General features: G+C 60.7%; 11 protein-coding genes. 7 read left to right on the forward strand and 4 right to left on the reverse strand.

The features are described from left to right. The 7 genes from AXK12_RS06805 to AXK12_RS06835 all read left to right on the forward strand — a co-directional run. A partial coding sequence (locus AXK12_RS06805) for a TonB-dependent receptor domain-containing protein (protein WP_156468916.1) occupies positions 1-537 on the forward strand: 537 nt, incomplete at its 5' end. 539 nt (positions 538-1,076) lie between these two features. Further along, complete coding sequence (gene dnaB, locus AXK12_RS06810; protein ID WP_068712790.1) at positions 1,077-2,504, forward strand: replicative DNA helicase; 1,428 nt, start codon at positions 1,077-1,079, stop codon at positions 2,502-2,504. Next, positions 2,485-4,854: an outer membrane protein assembly factor BamA gene (gene bamA, locus AXK12_RS06815; RefSeq protein ID WP_231863582.1), complete on the forward strand. Its 2,370-nt coding sequence runs from the start codon at positions 2,485-2,487 to the stop codon at positions 4,852-4,854. The genes dnaB and bamA overlap by 20 nt, the downstream gene beginning before the upstream one ends. A gap of 58 nt (positions 4,855-4,912) precedes the next feature. Beyond that, complete coding sequence (locus tag AXK12_RS06820) at positions 4,913-5,563, forward strand: OmpH/Skp family outer membrane protein (RefSeq protein WP_068712792.1); 651 nt, start codon at positions 4,913-4,915, stop codon at positions 5,561-5,563. A 124-nt stretch (positions 5,564-5,687) separates the two neighbouring features. Then, positions 5,688-6,728 (forward strand): UDP-3-O-(3-hydroxymyristoyl)glucosamine N-acyltransferase, encoded by a 1,041-nt coding sequence (lpxD, locus tag AXK12_RS06825; RefSeq protein WP_068712794.1) that lies wholly within the window; start codon positions 5,688-5,690, stop codon positions 6,726-6,728. A gap of 54 nt (positions 6,729-6,782) precedes the next feature. Continuing rightward, entirely contained in the window at positions 6,783-7,733 is a 951-nt protein-coding gene (locus tag AXK12_RS06830) for a ribose-phosphate diphosphokinase (protein ID WP_068712796.1), read from the forward strand. A 100-nt stretch (positions 7,734-7,833) separates the two neighbouring features. Beyond that, positions 7,834-9,276: a Do family serine endopeptidase gene (locus AXK12_RS06835; protein ID WP_156468917.1), complete on the forward strand. Its 1,443-nt coding sequence runs from the start codon at positions 7,834-7,836 to the stop codon at positions 9,274-9,276. Positions 9,277-9,530: 254 nt separating this feature from the next. On the opposite strand, the gene AXK12_RS06840 is transcribed toward AXK12_RS06835, so the two are convergent. The 4 genes from AXK12_RS06840 to AXK12_RS06855 all read right to left on the reverse strand — a co-directional run bounded on the left by AXK12_RS06840 (position 9,531) and on the right by AXK12_RS06855 (position 15,358). After that, a complete protein-coding gene (locus AXK12_RS06840; protein ID WP_068712799.1) occupies positions 9,531-10,148 on the reverse strand; it encodes a hypothetical protein in 618 nt (205 codons plus the stop codon). A gap of 438 nt (positions 10,149-10,586) precedes the next feature. After that, positions 10,587-11,156 carry an orotate phosphoribosyltransferase gene (pyrE, locus tag AXK12_RS06845; protein ID WP_068712801.1) on the reverse strand — a complete coding sequence of 190 codons (570 nt, stop codon included), beginning with the start codon at positions 11,154-11,156 and terminating at the stop codon, positions 10,587-10,589. A gap of 101 nt (positions 11,157-11,257) precedes the next feature. Continuing rightward, complete coding sequence (locus AXK12_RS06850; protein WP_068712804.1) at positions 11,258-11,932, reverse strand: hypothetical protein; 675 nt, start codon at positions 11,930-11,932, stop codon at positions 11,258-11,260. A 48-nt stretch (positions 11,933-11,980) separates the two neighbouring features. Continuing rightward, positions 11,981-15,358, reverse strand: coding sequence for an efflux RND transporter permease subunit (locus AXK12_RS06855; protein ID WP_068712807.1), 3,378 nt, complete (start codon positions 15,356-15,358; stop codon positions 11,981-11,983). Positions 15,359-15,376 lie beyond the last annotated feature (18 nt).

Raw genomic sequence — 15,376 nt, forward strand, 5'->3', positions numbered from 1 at the left:
GGAGCTAACCCTGAAAATAATAGAACCCCTATCCCCTTCCCTCTACTGCCTGCGGTAAACACCAGCGTCAGCTCTAAGGGTGTCGAATTCGAGCTCGCTTGGGCCCCAAATGAGAACTTCTCGCTGATTGGTAGCTACACTAACTTCAAGTTCCGCGATGATGAGAACATGAGGGCTACTAATGTTGCCGACGAGACTGCGGCAATGTGGGCCTCCTACACCTTCACTCAAGGCGCACTGAGCGGACTGCGAGTAGGGCTAGGCGCAAACTATGTGGGTGAACGCCCCGGCGATCCAGAAGGGCGATGGACGTCGCCACCGGCAGGCTATGACCCCGTGCGAGTCCAACCCGTATTCTGGATGCCCTCCTACATCCTCGTCGAAGCGAGTGCCAGCTATCGTTTTAACAAAAACTGGCAGGTGCAGCTATACATCCACAATCTCTTGGATAAAGACTACATCCCTGGTGCCACCCTCCGTCAAGTGCAGGTCAGTACCCCGATTAATCCAAAGCTCACTCTACGCTATGAGTTCTGAGTAAGGTAATTAAGCGCCTTCACTTACGGTGCGCTCCACCGTAAGTGAGGGAGGCTTTATCTGAAGGAAGGCCGAGGCAGCCTCGTAAACATCGCAACTTGTCTATTCCGGTTTAGAGTACGAAACATAAGGCCACCCATAACCAAGACTGGAACTTGGTGAGAGCCAGGTTTGGGCTGGTCAGCTGCGCAGCCTGTAGCGGGGCGGAGGAGCTAGCTCGGATTTTATTTGGGCTCTTAGGAGGCAAACGCAGTCCAAGCGGCTGCTCACGTTTCAAACGTGGTCGCGCTGCTGCTCAAAATATGGCTCCGTCGCGGCTCGCGTTTGAAACCGGAACAGGCCCCGGTGAAAATGCGTACAAAAGTCCCGCGACTGCGCCAACAGGGAAGGGGAGCGCTTTGTCGCCGCTGCAGTCGCAGGCGGTTTCATTTTTGAAACGCTCGGTGAATAAGCGGTGAAGTCCCTGTGCAGAGATTCTGAACAGTGTGGAGTTGCCGTGCGCTCACGCGGGTTCTCTAAGTTGCGGCTTCTTTTTTCTCATGATTTCTTCTCCCCGCACCACGACTAAGCGCAGCCGCAGCAGCCCCTCACGCGACCGAGAGCGCGACGAGGAGTCGGCCATGCAGCCGCTCGGGCGCACGCTGCCGCACAGTGTGGAGGCCGAGCAGCATGTGATTGCCTGTTGCTTGATTGATGGCTCCGACACGATTGCGCGTTGCTTAGAGTCGAAACTGAGCGAAAACGCGTTTTACGACCCGGCTAACCGGCTGATTTATAGGAAGCTGTGCGAGATTTACCAGACCAAGCCGCCGGTCGATATCGCGGTGTTGGCCGAGGAGTTACGGATTGCGCGTGAGCTCGACCAAGTCGGCGGGCCGGCCTATCTCTCGCAGTTGAGCCTGTCGATTCCGACGACCGCGCAGGCGCAGTTTTTCATTGGGCGGGTGCGCGAGTTGCACTTGTTGCGGGAGCTGATCAAGACGGCGACGGGCGCGGTCGAGCAGTGTTTTAACTACGAGGGCGGCTTGGAGTCGTTTATTGATAAGATCGAGCAGGAGATTTTTAGCGTCACGCAGGACCGGATTTCGGATGCCGCTAAGCCCATCGGTGGGCCGATGAAGGAGGCGGTCGAGGTGCTGCACAAGATGATGGACAAGAAGGGCGAGCTCACGGGCGTGAGCTCCGGCTTCAAGGATCTGGATACGCTGATGTACGGCTTCCAGCGGCAGGAAATGATCGTGCTGGCGGCGCGGCCTTCGATGGGAAAGACCTCGCTCGCGCTCAATTTTGCGGAGGCCGCGGCGATGCCGCGCCACGGCGTCGCACCGACGGCGACCTTGGTCTTTTCGCTCGAAATGAGTGCGGCGCAGCTCGCGCTGCGTCTGTTGTGCTCGCGTTCTCGGGTAAATATGAAGCTGCTGCGCGAGGGGCTCTTGCCTCGCAACGACGATGCGCAGACGCGGCTGGTGCATGTGGCGGACGAGTTTACGAAGTCGCCGCTGTTTATCGATGACTCTAGCCATCTCTCTATCATGGAGTTACGCGCCAAGGCGCGCCGTCTGCACGCGCGCACGAAGCTCGGACTCATCATCGTAGACTATTTGCAACTGCTGAGCCCGACGGACGCTCAAGTGCCGCGAGAGCAGCAAGTGGCCGAAGCGTCGCGCGGGCTAAAGGCGCTGGCCAAGGAGCTCGATGTCCCCGTGATCGTCCTAAGTCAGCTCAACCGCGCGTCCGAAAAGGAGAACCGCGTGCCCAAACTCGCCGACTTGCGCGAGTCCGGCTCCATCGAGCAAGACGCCGACGTGGTTCTCATGCTGGCGCGGCCCAAGGACGCCGACGAAAAATTCCAAGTCGCCGCCGACTCCGCCGAGTTAATCGTTGCCAAGCAGAGAAATGGCCCCGTAGGTGAATTGAAACTTACCTTTCTCCGAGACATCACCCGTTTTGAAAACTATACCCAGTAACTCCCAGCGCGGAGTCAGACTTTTTTTGGCCGTTTTGTTGGGATTTGCGGGGCTCGCGAGCTCACCGCTCGTCGTTGCCCAGCCCTTTTACCAAGGCGAGGGGCGAGAGGGGCAGCCCGAGATCCGCGTGGGCGAGATTGCCGTGCGGTTTTTGGGCATCGCCAACGTGAGCGAAGAGGTCGTGCGCGCGAACATGCAAATCCGCGAGGGCCGAGCGGTCGATGACACGATGATCGATCGCGACATCCGCGCGCTCTACCGGACGGGGCTCTTTGAGTTTATTGAGGTAAAGCGCGAGGCCCTGCCGGGTAACGTGTTTAACCTCGTGGTCGAGGTGACGCCGAAGTACCGCGTCATGTCGGTCAGCTATCGCGGTAACCGCAAAATCAAGGACAACCGGCTCGACCGCGAAATTAAGACCCGCGCCAACGCTTCGCTCGACGAGCGCCAAATCAAGGAAGACAGCGAGAAAATCCGCGAGCACTACCAGAAGGAGGGCTACAACCAAGTCTCGGTGACCTATGCGATCGAGCGTGACCGTGCGACGGGTTTTGGCGCGGTGATCTTTAACATCCGCGAGGGCAATCGCTCGAAAATCGGCTCCATCCGCTTCGTCGGTAACGACAACATCAAGTCGCGCAAGCTGCGCAAGGCGATGGACACGCGTAAGTGGTGGTGGCTCTCGTGGCTGACCGGCAAAGGCCGTTTCAAGGACGATGCGTTTGAGGAAGACTTGGACAAGCTGCGCGATTATTACCGCGAGGAAGGCTACCTCGATGTCGAGATCTTGCCCGAAAACATCAGCTTCAGCTACCCCAGCCCGAAGAAGTTGCTCATCACCATCGCCGTAGACGAAGGCCGCCAGTATCGGATCGGCGAAGTCGAGGTGACCAATGCGACGATCTACCCACCGCAGCTGCTCAAGCGCCTGCTACGCCAGCGCACGGGCATGGTCTACTCGCCCTCAAAGCTCGATAAAGACGTGGAGCGGCTCGAAGACGCCTACGGCACCGCTGGCTACCTCGATACGCGCGTGCGGATGATTCGTAAGCCCAATATCACTACGGGCGATATCGACCTCGAATACGAGATAGAGGAGAGCGAGAAGTTTAGCGTCGAGTCGATCGCCATCGAGGGGAACACCAAGACCAAGAGCGTCGTGATTTTGCGTGAGCTGGTGCTGGGCCCGGGCGACGTTTACGACACCGTGCGCGAGAAAATCAGTAAACTGCGCTTGGACAACACCCGCTTCTTTGAGGACGTGCAGCTCTCCCCGCAGGAGACGAATATCCCGGGCCGGCGCAATCTGCGGGTCGCTGTCCGCGAGGCGCGCACGGGTAATCTGACTTTTGGCGCGGGCTTTAGCTCGCTCGACCGCGCAACCGTGTTTGCGGAGGTCTCCCAAGGGAATTTTGACCTGTTTAACTACCGCTCCTTTTTCCAAGGCGACGGGCAAAAATTCCGGCTTCGGATGCAGCTCGGCTCCCGCTCTAGCGAGGCACTGCTCTCCTTCGAGGAACCGTGGCTTTTTGAGCGGCAGCTCGCGATGGGCTTCACCCTCTACCGCACGTCTTCGGAGTATAACAGCGACTACTACAACCAAATCGCCTCGGGCGGAGAGGTTTACCTGCGCAAGCGGCTCTTCGAGCTCGTCGATGGGCGGCTCTCTTACACCTACGAAGTGGTCGAGATTAAGGACGTGACTTCGGAGGGCCTTACGCTCGTGCAGCCGGGCCGCACCGAGATTTCGCGCGTCGGGCTCCAAATCCTGCGCGACACGCGCGATAAGATTATCGGCACGACGACCGGCAACCGCGTGGAGCTCAACATCGACGTCGCGGGTGGGCCCTTTGGCGGCAATGTCGATTACTACAAACTCGATTTTCGCGGTGCCCAATACTACCCGACTTTCGAGTTTCAAAACCAAGTCATGTCCGTCATGGGCCGGGCGGGTGTTATCGACAGCTATGGCGACAGCACGAGCGTGCCTTACTACTACAGCTTCTTCCTCGGCGGTCCCTACACGCTGCGCGGCTTCGAGTATAACGATGTCGCTCCGCGAAACAGCGCGGGCCTCCTTCGCGGGGGTAAATCCTACGGGATGCTTAGCCTCGAATACTCGATGGATGTAGTGAACCCGATCCGGATCGCGGCCTTCTACGATGCGGGCTTCGTCAATCCCGGTGCCTACGACTTCAACCCCTCCGGCCTGCACGATAACATCGGCGTCGGCATCCAGCTCTTTGTCGCGGGTGCGCCACTACGGCTCGACTACGGGATACCGCTTAGCAGTAGCAAGCAGGCGGACAAGGGCGGGCAGTTTAATTTTTCCTTTGGCACACGCTTCTAATTTCCCTCAACTCACCTCCTTTTTTCTCACCCACTATCCCACTGACTCTCTTTAACCCATGCTTAAATCTCTAAAACTCCTCGGTGCCCTCGCGGCCCTCTTCGTCTCCGGCGCAGCAGTCTCCCAAGCCCAAGTCGCCGCGCCGAAAATCGTCGTTGTCGATATGATGAAACTGCTCGACGAGCACTACAAAACTGAGGAGCAAAAGAATAAGCTCCAGGCCGACGCCGAGAAAGCCAGCGAAGAGGCGGACCGGCTCCTCGGTGAGCGCAACGCGCTGGTCGAGGAATACAAGGAAGCCCTTGAGCAGAGCAACAACCCCGCCACCCGTGCCGAGGTCAAAGACCAAGCCCGCGAGCAGGCCGAGATAAAGCTCCAAGAAATCCAGCGCAAAAATAACGAGCTTCAGAGCTTCGAGGCCAACACCCGCAACCTCCTCCAGCAGCGTTTCCAGAACTTTAAGACGATCATGCTCGAGGAGATTTCGAAAATCGCGGTCGAGGTGGGTAAGCGTAAAGGCGCGACGCTCGTCCTCGATAAGTCCGGCCCCAACCTCCTCGGCATCGCCACGGTCGTTTATCACGACGAGTCGCTCGACATCACTGCTGAGGTCGAGGCCGAGATTAACCGCGACCGTCCCGCAGGTAGCAGCACAGCGGGCACGAGCGGAGACGCCACTCCTTCGGTCAGCGTGCCGCTCGGGCGTTAATTTTCGCCCTGCGCCCAACCGGAGCTGACTTGCTGAATAAGCCACACATAGCCGCCTGATTTTCGCAGGCGGCTTTTTTGTTCTCGTTGCACTGCGTCGCTAAACCGTCAGACCCTATCGCTGCATGTCGATCTCCCTGACACCCGAAGAACTCCGCGCGATCACTGGTGCGACGCGCACGAGCGGGCAGACCCACGCGACGATTACGGGCATCGCCTCGCTGGAGGCCGCCGAGGCGGGCGACTTGAGTTTCCTCGGCAACGCGAAATACCGCACGGCGGTGCCGAGTTCACGCGCTTCGCTCATCCTACTCCCCGAAGACTACGAAGGCAGCGAGCCGGGCGAGGGGCAGTGCTACTTTTTTGTAAAAAACCCATCGGCGGCGCTCGCGTCGATTTGCTCGCGGATTGAGCAATCGCTTTGGCCAAAGCCGCAAGCGGGCGTGCACCCGACGGCGGTCGTGGAGGCGGGTGCGGAGATTGACCCGACGGCGACGGTCGGCCCGCTTTGCGTTGTCGAAGAGGGCGCGCGAATCGGCGCGCGGACGCATTTGCAGGCGCAGGTTTTCGTCGGTGCAGGGGCGCAAGTCGGCGACGATTGCTGGCTGATGCCGCACAGTGCCGTGAGCGCGCAATGCACGTTGGGGAATCGCGTGCGACTGCATCCGGGCGCGGTCATCGGTGCAGATGGCTTTGGCTACGAGTTTGTCGAAGGCCGCCACGAAAAAATCCCGCAAGTCGGCACGGTCGTTCTTGAGGACGACGTAGAGGTGGGGGCAAACAGCACGATTGACCGCGCGCGGTTTAGCCAGACGCGGGTCGGCGAGGGCACGAAAATCGATAACCTCGTGCAGGTCGGCCATAACGTAGTGATAGGGAAACACTGCATCTTGTGCTCGCAGGTGGGCATCGCGGGCAGTGCGACTTTGGAAGACTACGTGATTCTCGGCGGCCAAGTCGGTGTGAGCGGCCACTTGCGCATTGGCAAAGCCGCCAAGGCGGGCGGGCAGGCAGGCGTCATCGCCGATGTGGAGCCGGGCGCTTTCATTAGCGGTTATCCGGCCATGCCGCACCGGCTCGCCAGCCGCTTGCAAGTGCTCCAGCGCCGCTTGCCCGATTTGTTTAAGCGGGTTGACCAACTGGAGCAGCAACTCGCGCAAACCTAAACCGAGCCGTTTCTCCAAATCCCTGTCCTGACTTTTCCGATACGAACACCAATCATGAGCGAGTCCCGACTCAAAATCCTCTCAGGAAACTCTAACCGTGCCTTGGCCGAGGCGATTTGCCGCTCCATCGGCGAGCCACTTGGCGAAGCCACTGTCACGAGCTTCCCCGACGGCGAATCCTTCGTGAAAATCAATGAGAACATCCGCGGTAACGATGTCTACATTGTGCAGGCGACTTGTCCGCCCACGAACCATCACTTGATGGAGCTACTCATCATGATTGACGCGGCGCGGCGCGCCTCGGCCAAGCGGATCACTGCGGTGCTGCCATTTTACGGCTATGCGCGCCAAGATCGCAAAGACCAGCCGCGCGTGCCCATCACGGCAAAGCTTGTCGCCAACTTGCTCGTCGCTGCCGGTGCGCAGCGCATCCTCACGATGGATCTGCACAGCCAGCAGATTCAGGGCTTTTTTGATATTCCGGTAGATCATCTCTACGCCTCACCGGTGTTTTTCGAGTATCTGGCGGAGCAGCCTCGCGAGCGCCCGCTAGTCGTCTGCTCGCCCGACATCGGCGGGATGAAAATGGCGGCGGCCTATGCGGACACGATGGGCGCGACGCTCGGGATGGTTGCTAAGAAGCGCAAAAGCGCGAGCTCGGTCGAAGCGATGAGTATCGTGGGCGAGGTCGAGGGCTGCGACGTGCTCCTCGTGGACGATATGACCGAGACGGCGGGCACGCTGACTGCGGCGGCCAAGATTTTGCGCGATCATGGCGCGGTCACTGTGCGGGCGGCGGTCAGCCACTGCATTTTAAACGATATCGCTGTGGAGCGGCTCAAGGCGGGCCTAATCGACGAGGTGATTACGACCGACTCGACGCCGGTGCAGACGCACGGCTTACCGATTCGCGTGCTCAGCGTGGCGAGCCTGCTCGGCGAGGCGATTTTGCGTATCACGAATAATAAGAGCGTCACGGATCTCTTTAAGATTAAGGGGTTCTAGAAGGGCGAAACTCTGCCGCGTGCGTGTGAGCCGCGCGGCGAGTGCGCGCTCATTCGCGCTGTCGATTTTCTGCAAAATCTGCCAACCAGAGGTTTTTTGGATGAGAACTAAATTTGCTGCCTTACTCTTTGCCGGGCTCGTGGGCTGGGGGCTTGCCCTGCTGTTTACGCGCGGTATCGGAGACGGGGATACGCTTTTGCCGCGCCCTGCTGAGCCGCAGCGAACGACGACCATACTGCAAATTGACCCGACTCCACTCGCGCACGCTGCTGACGAGGTGCGCGTCAGTTACGCGGATATGGTTGAGGCCGTGCAACCGGCGGTGGTGTCGGTCTACTCGACCAAGATCGTCTCGACGCGCATGGGAGCGGACCCGTGGGCGCGGATTTTTGGCGGCCCATCTGCACCGCGCCAGCAACGCGAAGAGGGGCTCGGCTCGGGCGTCATCGTGAGTCGCGATGGCTACATTATTACGAACAACCACGTCGTGGAGGGCGCCGATGAGTTGAGCGTCCTCATGCCTGATGATCGCGAGTATCGCGCTACGCTTATCGGTGCAGACCCGAAGACGGATGTCGCTGTTATTAAAATCGACGCGACCGAGCTGCCGACTGTCACGCTTGCCGATAGCGATAAGCTGCGCGTGGGCGACGTGGTTTTTGCCTTTGGGAATCCGCTTGGCGTAGGCCAAACCGTCACGATGGGTATCGTCTCGGCGAAGGGCCGCAACTCGCTCGGACTCTTGGAAAACGTCGCCGGTTACGAGGACTTCATTCAGACTGATGCGGCGATTAACATGGGCAACTCCGGCGGCGCGCTCGTCGATGCCAAGGGCCGCCTCGTGGGAATCAACAGCGCAATCGTCTCCACGACCAAGGGGAATATCGGCATCGGCTTTGCGATTCCGATCAACCTCGCGGCGTCGATTATGCACAGCCTCGTCGAAACGGGCACAGTCGCGAGCGGTTATCTGGGGGCCTCAGCAGAGACCGTGTCTGCCGATGTGTTAGAGCGGCTGCAACTGCCCAGTGGAGCAGTGCGCGGCGTGGTGATTACCCAAGTGACCGAGGGCGGCCCGGCAGAGACCGCGGGGCTGCGCGCGGCGGATGTCGTTTATGCGATTGGCGGGCGCAGTATTTCGACGATGGAGGATTTCCGACTCCAGATTGCGCAGACGATGCCGGGCTCTGCGGTGGAGATCGCGTTTGTGCGCGACGGCGAGGCGATGACTGCGACCGTGACGCTCGGCCAAGTCGTGGAGCGGCCCAACGCGCTTTTGGAGGGTGTGGATGTGGACTTGCTCGGGCCGGACATGAGGCGGCGGCTGGGCATCGACCCGCGTGTATCGGGACTGGTGATAACCAATGTCGAAGATGACTCGCCGTACGCGGGCTACCTCATCCCCGATGTCGTGATCGTGGAGATTAACCGGATGCCTGTGACGAGCCTCGCCAACGCCCAAGGGCTGCTGCGCGAAGGCCGAAACCTGCTCCTCGTCACCTATCGCGGCCAATACCACTACCTAAGCCTAACGGTGGAGTAGTAGGGAGAGCGGCGGCTTTTTACGACTCGCCCTCTAGCGCTCTCTCTTCGTGTCACACACTCGGTCAAAAATGCGGGCTTAGGCGTGGGCGCAGCTCAGTCCGCCAGTCTCCCCAGCCGCCACGCGAAACCCCATCGTCAATGGCTGGCGGCGAGTGTGAGTTGTTGCTGGCTGGGCTGGGGGAGCGGTGAGTCGTGGCCGAAAAAGCGCGTTGAGCAGGGGGCGATCAACGCGGCTGAGCCACTCAAACCCTTTTACGGGATTTGAGCACTGAGGACGGCGTTGACGCGCTCGGCGTTCGCGTCGTCGAGTTCCTCCAGAAAGTCATACACGCTGTCGTCGTTTCCGTAGTGGCGCACGCTGTAGCCGAAGAGCTGCACAGCTTCCTCACCGTTGGCCGTTTGCACAGGACTGTAGCGGTAAGCATTCCACTCCCAGATCATCTCGCGCTCTTCATCGGCGGCACTCATCACGAATACGAGTAAGACCTCTCCGGTGTTAGGATTCTCCATCAGGTTGAGGATTCTGCCTCCTGCTGCGGGATCCTCGTTCTCTCTAAGCCCTTTGATGAAATCCACTTGCGCTCGCACTACGTCCTTGACCGTCGCGCCGCTAAGTCGCTCCACGAGCAGCATGTTGTAGTAATAGGGCAACTCCTCGTCTTCCGGCAGGTATTCGGCTTTGCTGTAATTGGGCGCCGGGTCGGATGTCCATGCGAGCGAGTAAACTTCATCGAGAAACTCGATATCTGCGGGGATGGAGGCGTTCATAGCAGCTTGGGCTTGGGTGAGTGGAGAAAGGGCCGCGACTAGCAGCAGGGCGAGCGCAGCGACGAGAGACTTGAGAAGGGGAGGGGTGGAGTAAGGCTTCATAGAAAGCCCGCTCAACTGAGCGTCTGCTTTGATAATCACCAGCCAAATATTTCTCGGTAACAGACCTAGGCCGCGGTCAAAGCGACGGATACCGATAGCCAGCCACTGCGCGTGGTGCGCAGCCGCAGGCTGTTTTATTTGGCGGCGGGCTCGTTGGCCCGCCGTCCATCGTTGCCCCCATTCACAGAGCCGTTTGGTAGAAAGGAGCCCAAACTTGGAGGCGGGAGCTTATTAGTGATTTTTCCCTCCTCACCCAAGCGGGTTATCAATCTACTTTCCCTTTTCCTACTCTCCCTGTCGCAACGCGACAGGGGATTGTCCTTTTCAGATTTTGGTTTCGTTTCTGCGCGTCGCGCAGAGGCGAAACCAAAATCTAAATGGGTGCAGCGACACGCTGCCGCACCACGCGTAGTGGAGAGACGCGTGGGGCAGCGGGCCTCAGCTTCCGGGTTTTTGAGCGGGCAGGGTGGCGAGTTCTGGAGGGAGTTTATCCGCCTCGTAAGTGGGGAAGCTCAGTTGGAGTAGCGAGATCGCGGGGATGTCGAAACGCGCGACGCCTGCGCTGCGATCGACGAGCATCGCAACAGCGACTGGCACTGCGCCCGCTGCCCGCACAATGTCGATGCACTCGCGAACGCGCCCCCCACGTGTGACGACATCCTCGGCGATTAGGACGCGCTCGCCCGCCGCGAGTGTAAACCCGCGCCGCAGCACGAGCCGGTCGTCTTGCTTTTCGGCGAAAAGATAACGCGAACGCGTTTGGCGGGCGATTTCTTGACCGATGACGAGCCCGCCCATCGCGGGGGCGAGCACGGTGCTAAATGTAAACTCGCCGAGCTTGGGGGCGAGCATCGCGGTGAGCCGCTCGACTTGCGCCATCTGTTCGCAGACCCGCGCACACTGAAAAAAGTGTCCGCTGTGCAGCCCCGAACGCAGAATGAAATGCCCCTCAAGCAGGGCTCCCGTTTCTCGAAAGATGGCCAGTGCCTCGCGCTGTATATCGTCCATAAAGCCGTCGACGTTACGGAGACGGCTCCCAGAAAAACAAACGGATTTTGAGGCTTTCCGGCGGCTCCGAAGAGTCACCGGAGAGTCGAGGCACTGCCCTCTTAGTGTGCGTGGGTGTGTGCCGGAGCCGGCGCAAAAATCGGCGCTTCGCTGAGTTGCTCGGCTTGGCTTTGGAGGAGTTCGGGAAGCCGGATTGATACTACGCCAATTGCCGAGTTGAGCCGGCTAAAGCTCGTGCGCGCTGCGGCGCGCTCACTGTGATGGAGCGGCTCGAGGAGGGCATCGGCCAGCGCAGCGGTTTGCGCGAGCGAGGCGTTGAGCCGTTGTTGTTCCGCAGGCTGAGGCAGCACGACTTGGTCGAGGAGCGCGTGCGCGGTCAGGTGAATCGTCTCGGCGTAGCGGGTGAGCGCGGGGAGCTCCGCGTCTTGGTCCAGGCCATAGCGCAGGGCGTCGCGCGCGGCGAGTAGGCTTTTAAAAACGAGCGGCAGTGAAGCGCTGCTGTAGTGCGCTCGCCATTCGTCGGAGTGCTCGATGGACACTTGCGGCGCGGGCCCACCGTGTGAGTGCGAATGCCCCGCGTGGTCGTGAGGAGCGCTCGTGCTAGCGGTGGCGCTGCCGTGTGAGTGACCGTCGTGATCGTGGTCGCTGTGTGCACCGTGCGAATGGCCGTGGTGGTCGTGCCCGTGTCCATCGTCTTTATTGACGAAGACGAAGGCGAGCGCGGCGATGAGGAGCAATGCGCCGGGGGCGATGATGAGGAGTGAGCGGAGGGACATTTGTTTGTGTGTGGGTTGTCGTTTTAGGGAGAAGGGAGCACTGGGCGCTTAGTCGTGCGTGGGTTGTGCTAGCGCAGCGGCTGCGGCGCGTTTGCCAAATTTTAAAAACACGGCGGGCGTCACGGCCATGTCGAGGAGGGTGGAGCTGAGCAGTCCGCCCAAAATCACAATAGCGACAGGGTAGAGGATTTCCTTGCCCGGTTCGTGGGCGGCGAGTGCGAGCGGGATGAGTGCGAGCCCGGCGGCGAGCGCGGTCATAGTCACCGGCACGAGTCGCTCCAGTGAGCCGCGCAGAATCATTTGTGGGCCGAACTTTTCGCCTTCGTGTTGTATGAGGTGCAGGTAGTGCGAGATCATCATGATTGTATTGCGCGTGGCGATACCGGCCAAGGTGATGAGCCCGACGAGTGTGGCTACCGAGATTGTGCCGATTGTCCAATAGGTGAGGGCGAGCGCTCCGATGAAGGAGAGAGGCACGTTGAGCAGGACTTGGGCGACAATCATCGCCGAGCGAAAGTGCGAGTAGAGCAGCAGAAAGATCGCCGCCAGGGTCAGCAGGGCGAGTAGCCCGATGAGTCGCGCGGCGGCTTGCTGGCTTTGGAACTGGCCTTCGTAGGAGATGAAGTAGCCGCTCTCCATCGGCAGGGCTTGGGCGAGCGTCGTTTGGATGTCGGCGACGATGGCGTCGAGCGCGCGGCGCGAGGAGCCGCCGACATTGGCAGAGATGACGATGCGGCGCATGGCGTCTTCGCGGTTAATGGCGTTGGGCCCGAGGGCTTCGTGCACGTCGGCGACTTGGGCGAGCGGGATTGCGCCGCCGAGTGGGGTATCGATGAGGAGCGCGCGCAGTCGCTCAATGTCGCTGCGTAAGGGCCTGCGCCCTGCTTTATTTTGCGACGCAGGCGTGGCGGCCTCGCCGAGGGCGTCGCTGCGCGTGGCTCCGATCAACTCGCCCGGGCGGGTTTCCGCTTTGTTCATTTCGGCGTGGTCGGCATAGCGCAGGACGAGATCGATCGAGCGGGTGCCGTCGAGGACTTGGGAGACGACGCGGCCATTGAGCCCGGCTTCGAGCCGTTCGCTGAGCTCGCCCGGGCGCAGTCCGTAGTGTGCGGCGCGCTCGCGGTCGATCTCGACGCGCACTTGGGGGACTAGGGTTTGGGCTTCGATTTGCAGGTCTACGAGGCCCTCGATGTTAGAAATCGCGTCTTTGGCTTGCGCGGCGTAGCGGCGGAGCTGGGCCAGGTCGGGACCGGAGATTTTGACGGCGATTGCGGCCTGCACGCCCGAGAGCATGTGGTCGAGCCGGTGAGAGATGGGTTGTCCTACGTTGAGCACTACGCCGGGGAGTCCGCCGAGTTTTTCGCGAATCTCGCCGAGTATCTCGGCGCGGCTGCGCTTACTTTTGGCAAACTCGATATCGATTTCGGAGCGGTGCACGCCTTCGGCGTGTTCGTCGAGCTCGGCACGTCCTGTGCGGCGTCCTGTGTGCTCGATTTCGGGGATGGTCAGGAGGAGTTTTTCGCCGATACGGCCCATGCGGTCGCTTTCTTCTAGGGAGGTGCCCGGCGGCATAATTAGAGAAACGATGGCGGTGCCCTCGTTAAACTCGGGCAGGAAGGTTTTGCCCATCCGTGGGTAAAGCGCAGCGGAGGCGGCGACGAGCACGAGTGCGAGCGACATAGGCACCCAGGGGTGGCTCAACGAGGGGCCGAGTATCCAGCGCGAGCTGGCGGCCTTGAGCACGCGCACGAACCATGCGTCGCGGTTTTCGCGCATCCGCTTCATCCGCGGGAGCAGGTAGCTGCACAGCGCAGGGATGACCGTCAGCGAGACGAGGAAGGAGGCGAGCATCGAGACGATGATCGCGATGCCGATGGGCGCGAAGAACTGGCCCTCGATGCCGCTTAGCGCGAAGAGCGGCAGGAAGACGAGCACGATGACGAGTGTCGCGTAGAGGATGGAGCTGCGGACTTCGCTGCTCGCCTCGCCGATGACTTTAAGTGTGGGGAGTGGGCTTGGTGCGGCGCGATTCTCGCGGAGGCGGCGAAACACATTTTCTACGTCTACGATCGCATCGTCCACAACGAGCCCGACTGCGACCGCTAGCCCGCCGAGCGTCATGGTGTTGATGGAGACTCCCAGCCACTGGAAGACGAGCGCGGAGAGGGCGAAGCTCAGCGGGATGGCCGTGAGCGTGATGAAGGTCGTGCGGAAGTTGAGCAGGAATACGAAGAGCACGAGGATGACCATCAGCGAACCGTCGCGGATGGCCTCCTTCACGTTGGCGATGGCGTTTTCGATAAAGGTCGCTTGGCGAAAGAGCACTTGGATCTGCACGCCGGGCGGCAGGGAGGGGCGCATCTCTTCGAGTGCGCGCTCAATCCGGCGTGTGAGCTCGGTAGTGTCGGCATCGGGCTGTTTTTGGACGGCGAGGATGACGGCGGGGGCGGCGTTTACGCCCGCGTCGCCGCGCATCGGCTGCGTGCCGAGCGCGACATCGGCGACGTCGCGAATGAAGAGCGGGGAGGCGGTGGCGTAGCCCCATTCATTTTGCGAGGCGTCGGGAGCGCGGGCCGGGCCGACTCGTCCACGAGTGGACTCGTTTCGCTCCTCACTTTCTACACTCGCAGGGCGGATGACGACTGCGCCGAGTTCGGCGGGATCGGCACTGCGGGCGAGATTGCGGATGAGTCGCTCGCGCGGGCCGTCGATTAGGAAACCGCCGCCCGAGCTGCCTTGTGCCTCGGCTGCGGCGGTGGCGACTTCCTCGAAGCCGACGCCGTGCGCGGCCATTTTTTCGGAGTCGAGGTTGATGTGGAGTTGCTGGCGGCCGCCGCCAATGACCATCACTTGCGAGACGCCGCTAAGCGTGAGTAGGCGCGGGCCGAGTTCCCAATCAGCGAGTGTGCGCAACTCGGGCGGCGTGAGGACTGCGGAGGCCGGGCTGCGCTCTCTTTTTCCTTCGCTGCTCGCTTCCGCGAGGGGCTCCGTGGTGAGCCCGACGAGCAGGATTTCGCCCATGAGCGAGGAGATCGGGCCCATGTGAACCTCTGTGCCGAGCGGGAGTCGCGGGCGGGCGAGTTCAACGCGTTCTTGGACGAGTTGGCGTGCGCGGTAGATGTCTTGGCCCCAGTCGAACTCGACGTAGATGATTGAGAGCCCAACGCCGCATTGGGCGCGGACGCGTTGCACGCCGGGTGCACCGTTGAGTGCGGTTTCGAGTGGGATGGAAATCAGCGTTTCGACCTCTTCGGGGGCGAGTCCTGCGGCCTCGGTCATGAGCGTGACCGTCGGACGATTGAGGTTGGGGAAGACGTCGATGGGGAGTTTGAGCGCGACAGTGCCACCGTAGCCGAGGACGAGCGCGGCAAGCGCGAGGACGCTGAGCCGGTTGCGCAGCGAGAAATGAATGAGCCGTTTTAACATGGCGGGGGAAGTGGGCCG

It is taken from the genome of Cephaloticoccus capnophilus (assembly GCF_001580045.1).
In the GTDB taxonomy this organism is placed as follows: Bacteria; Verrucomicrobiota; Verrucomicrobiia; order Opitutales; family Opitutaceae; genus Cephaloticoccus; species Cephaloticoccus capnophilus.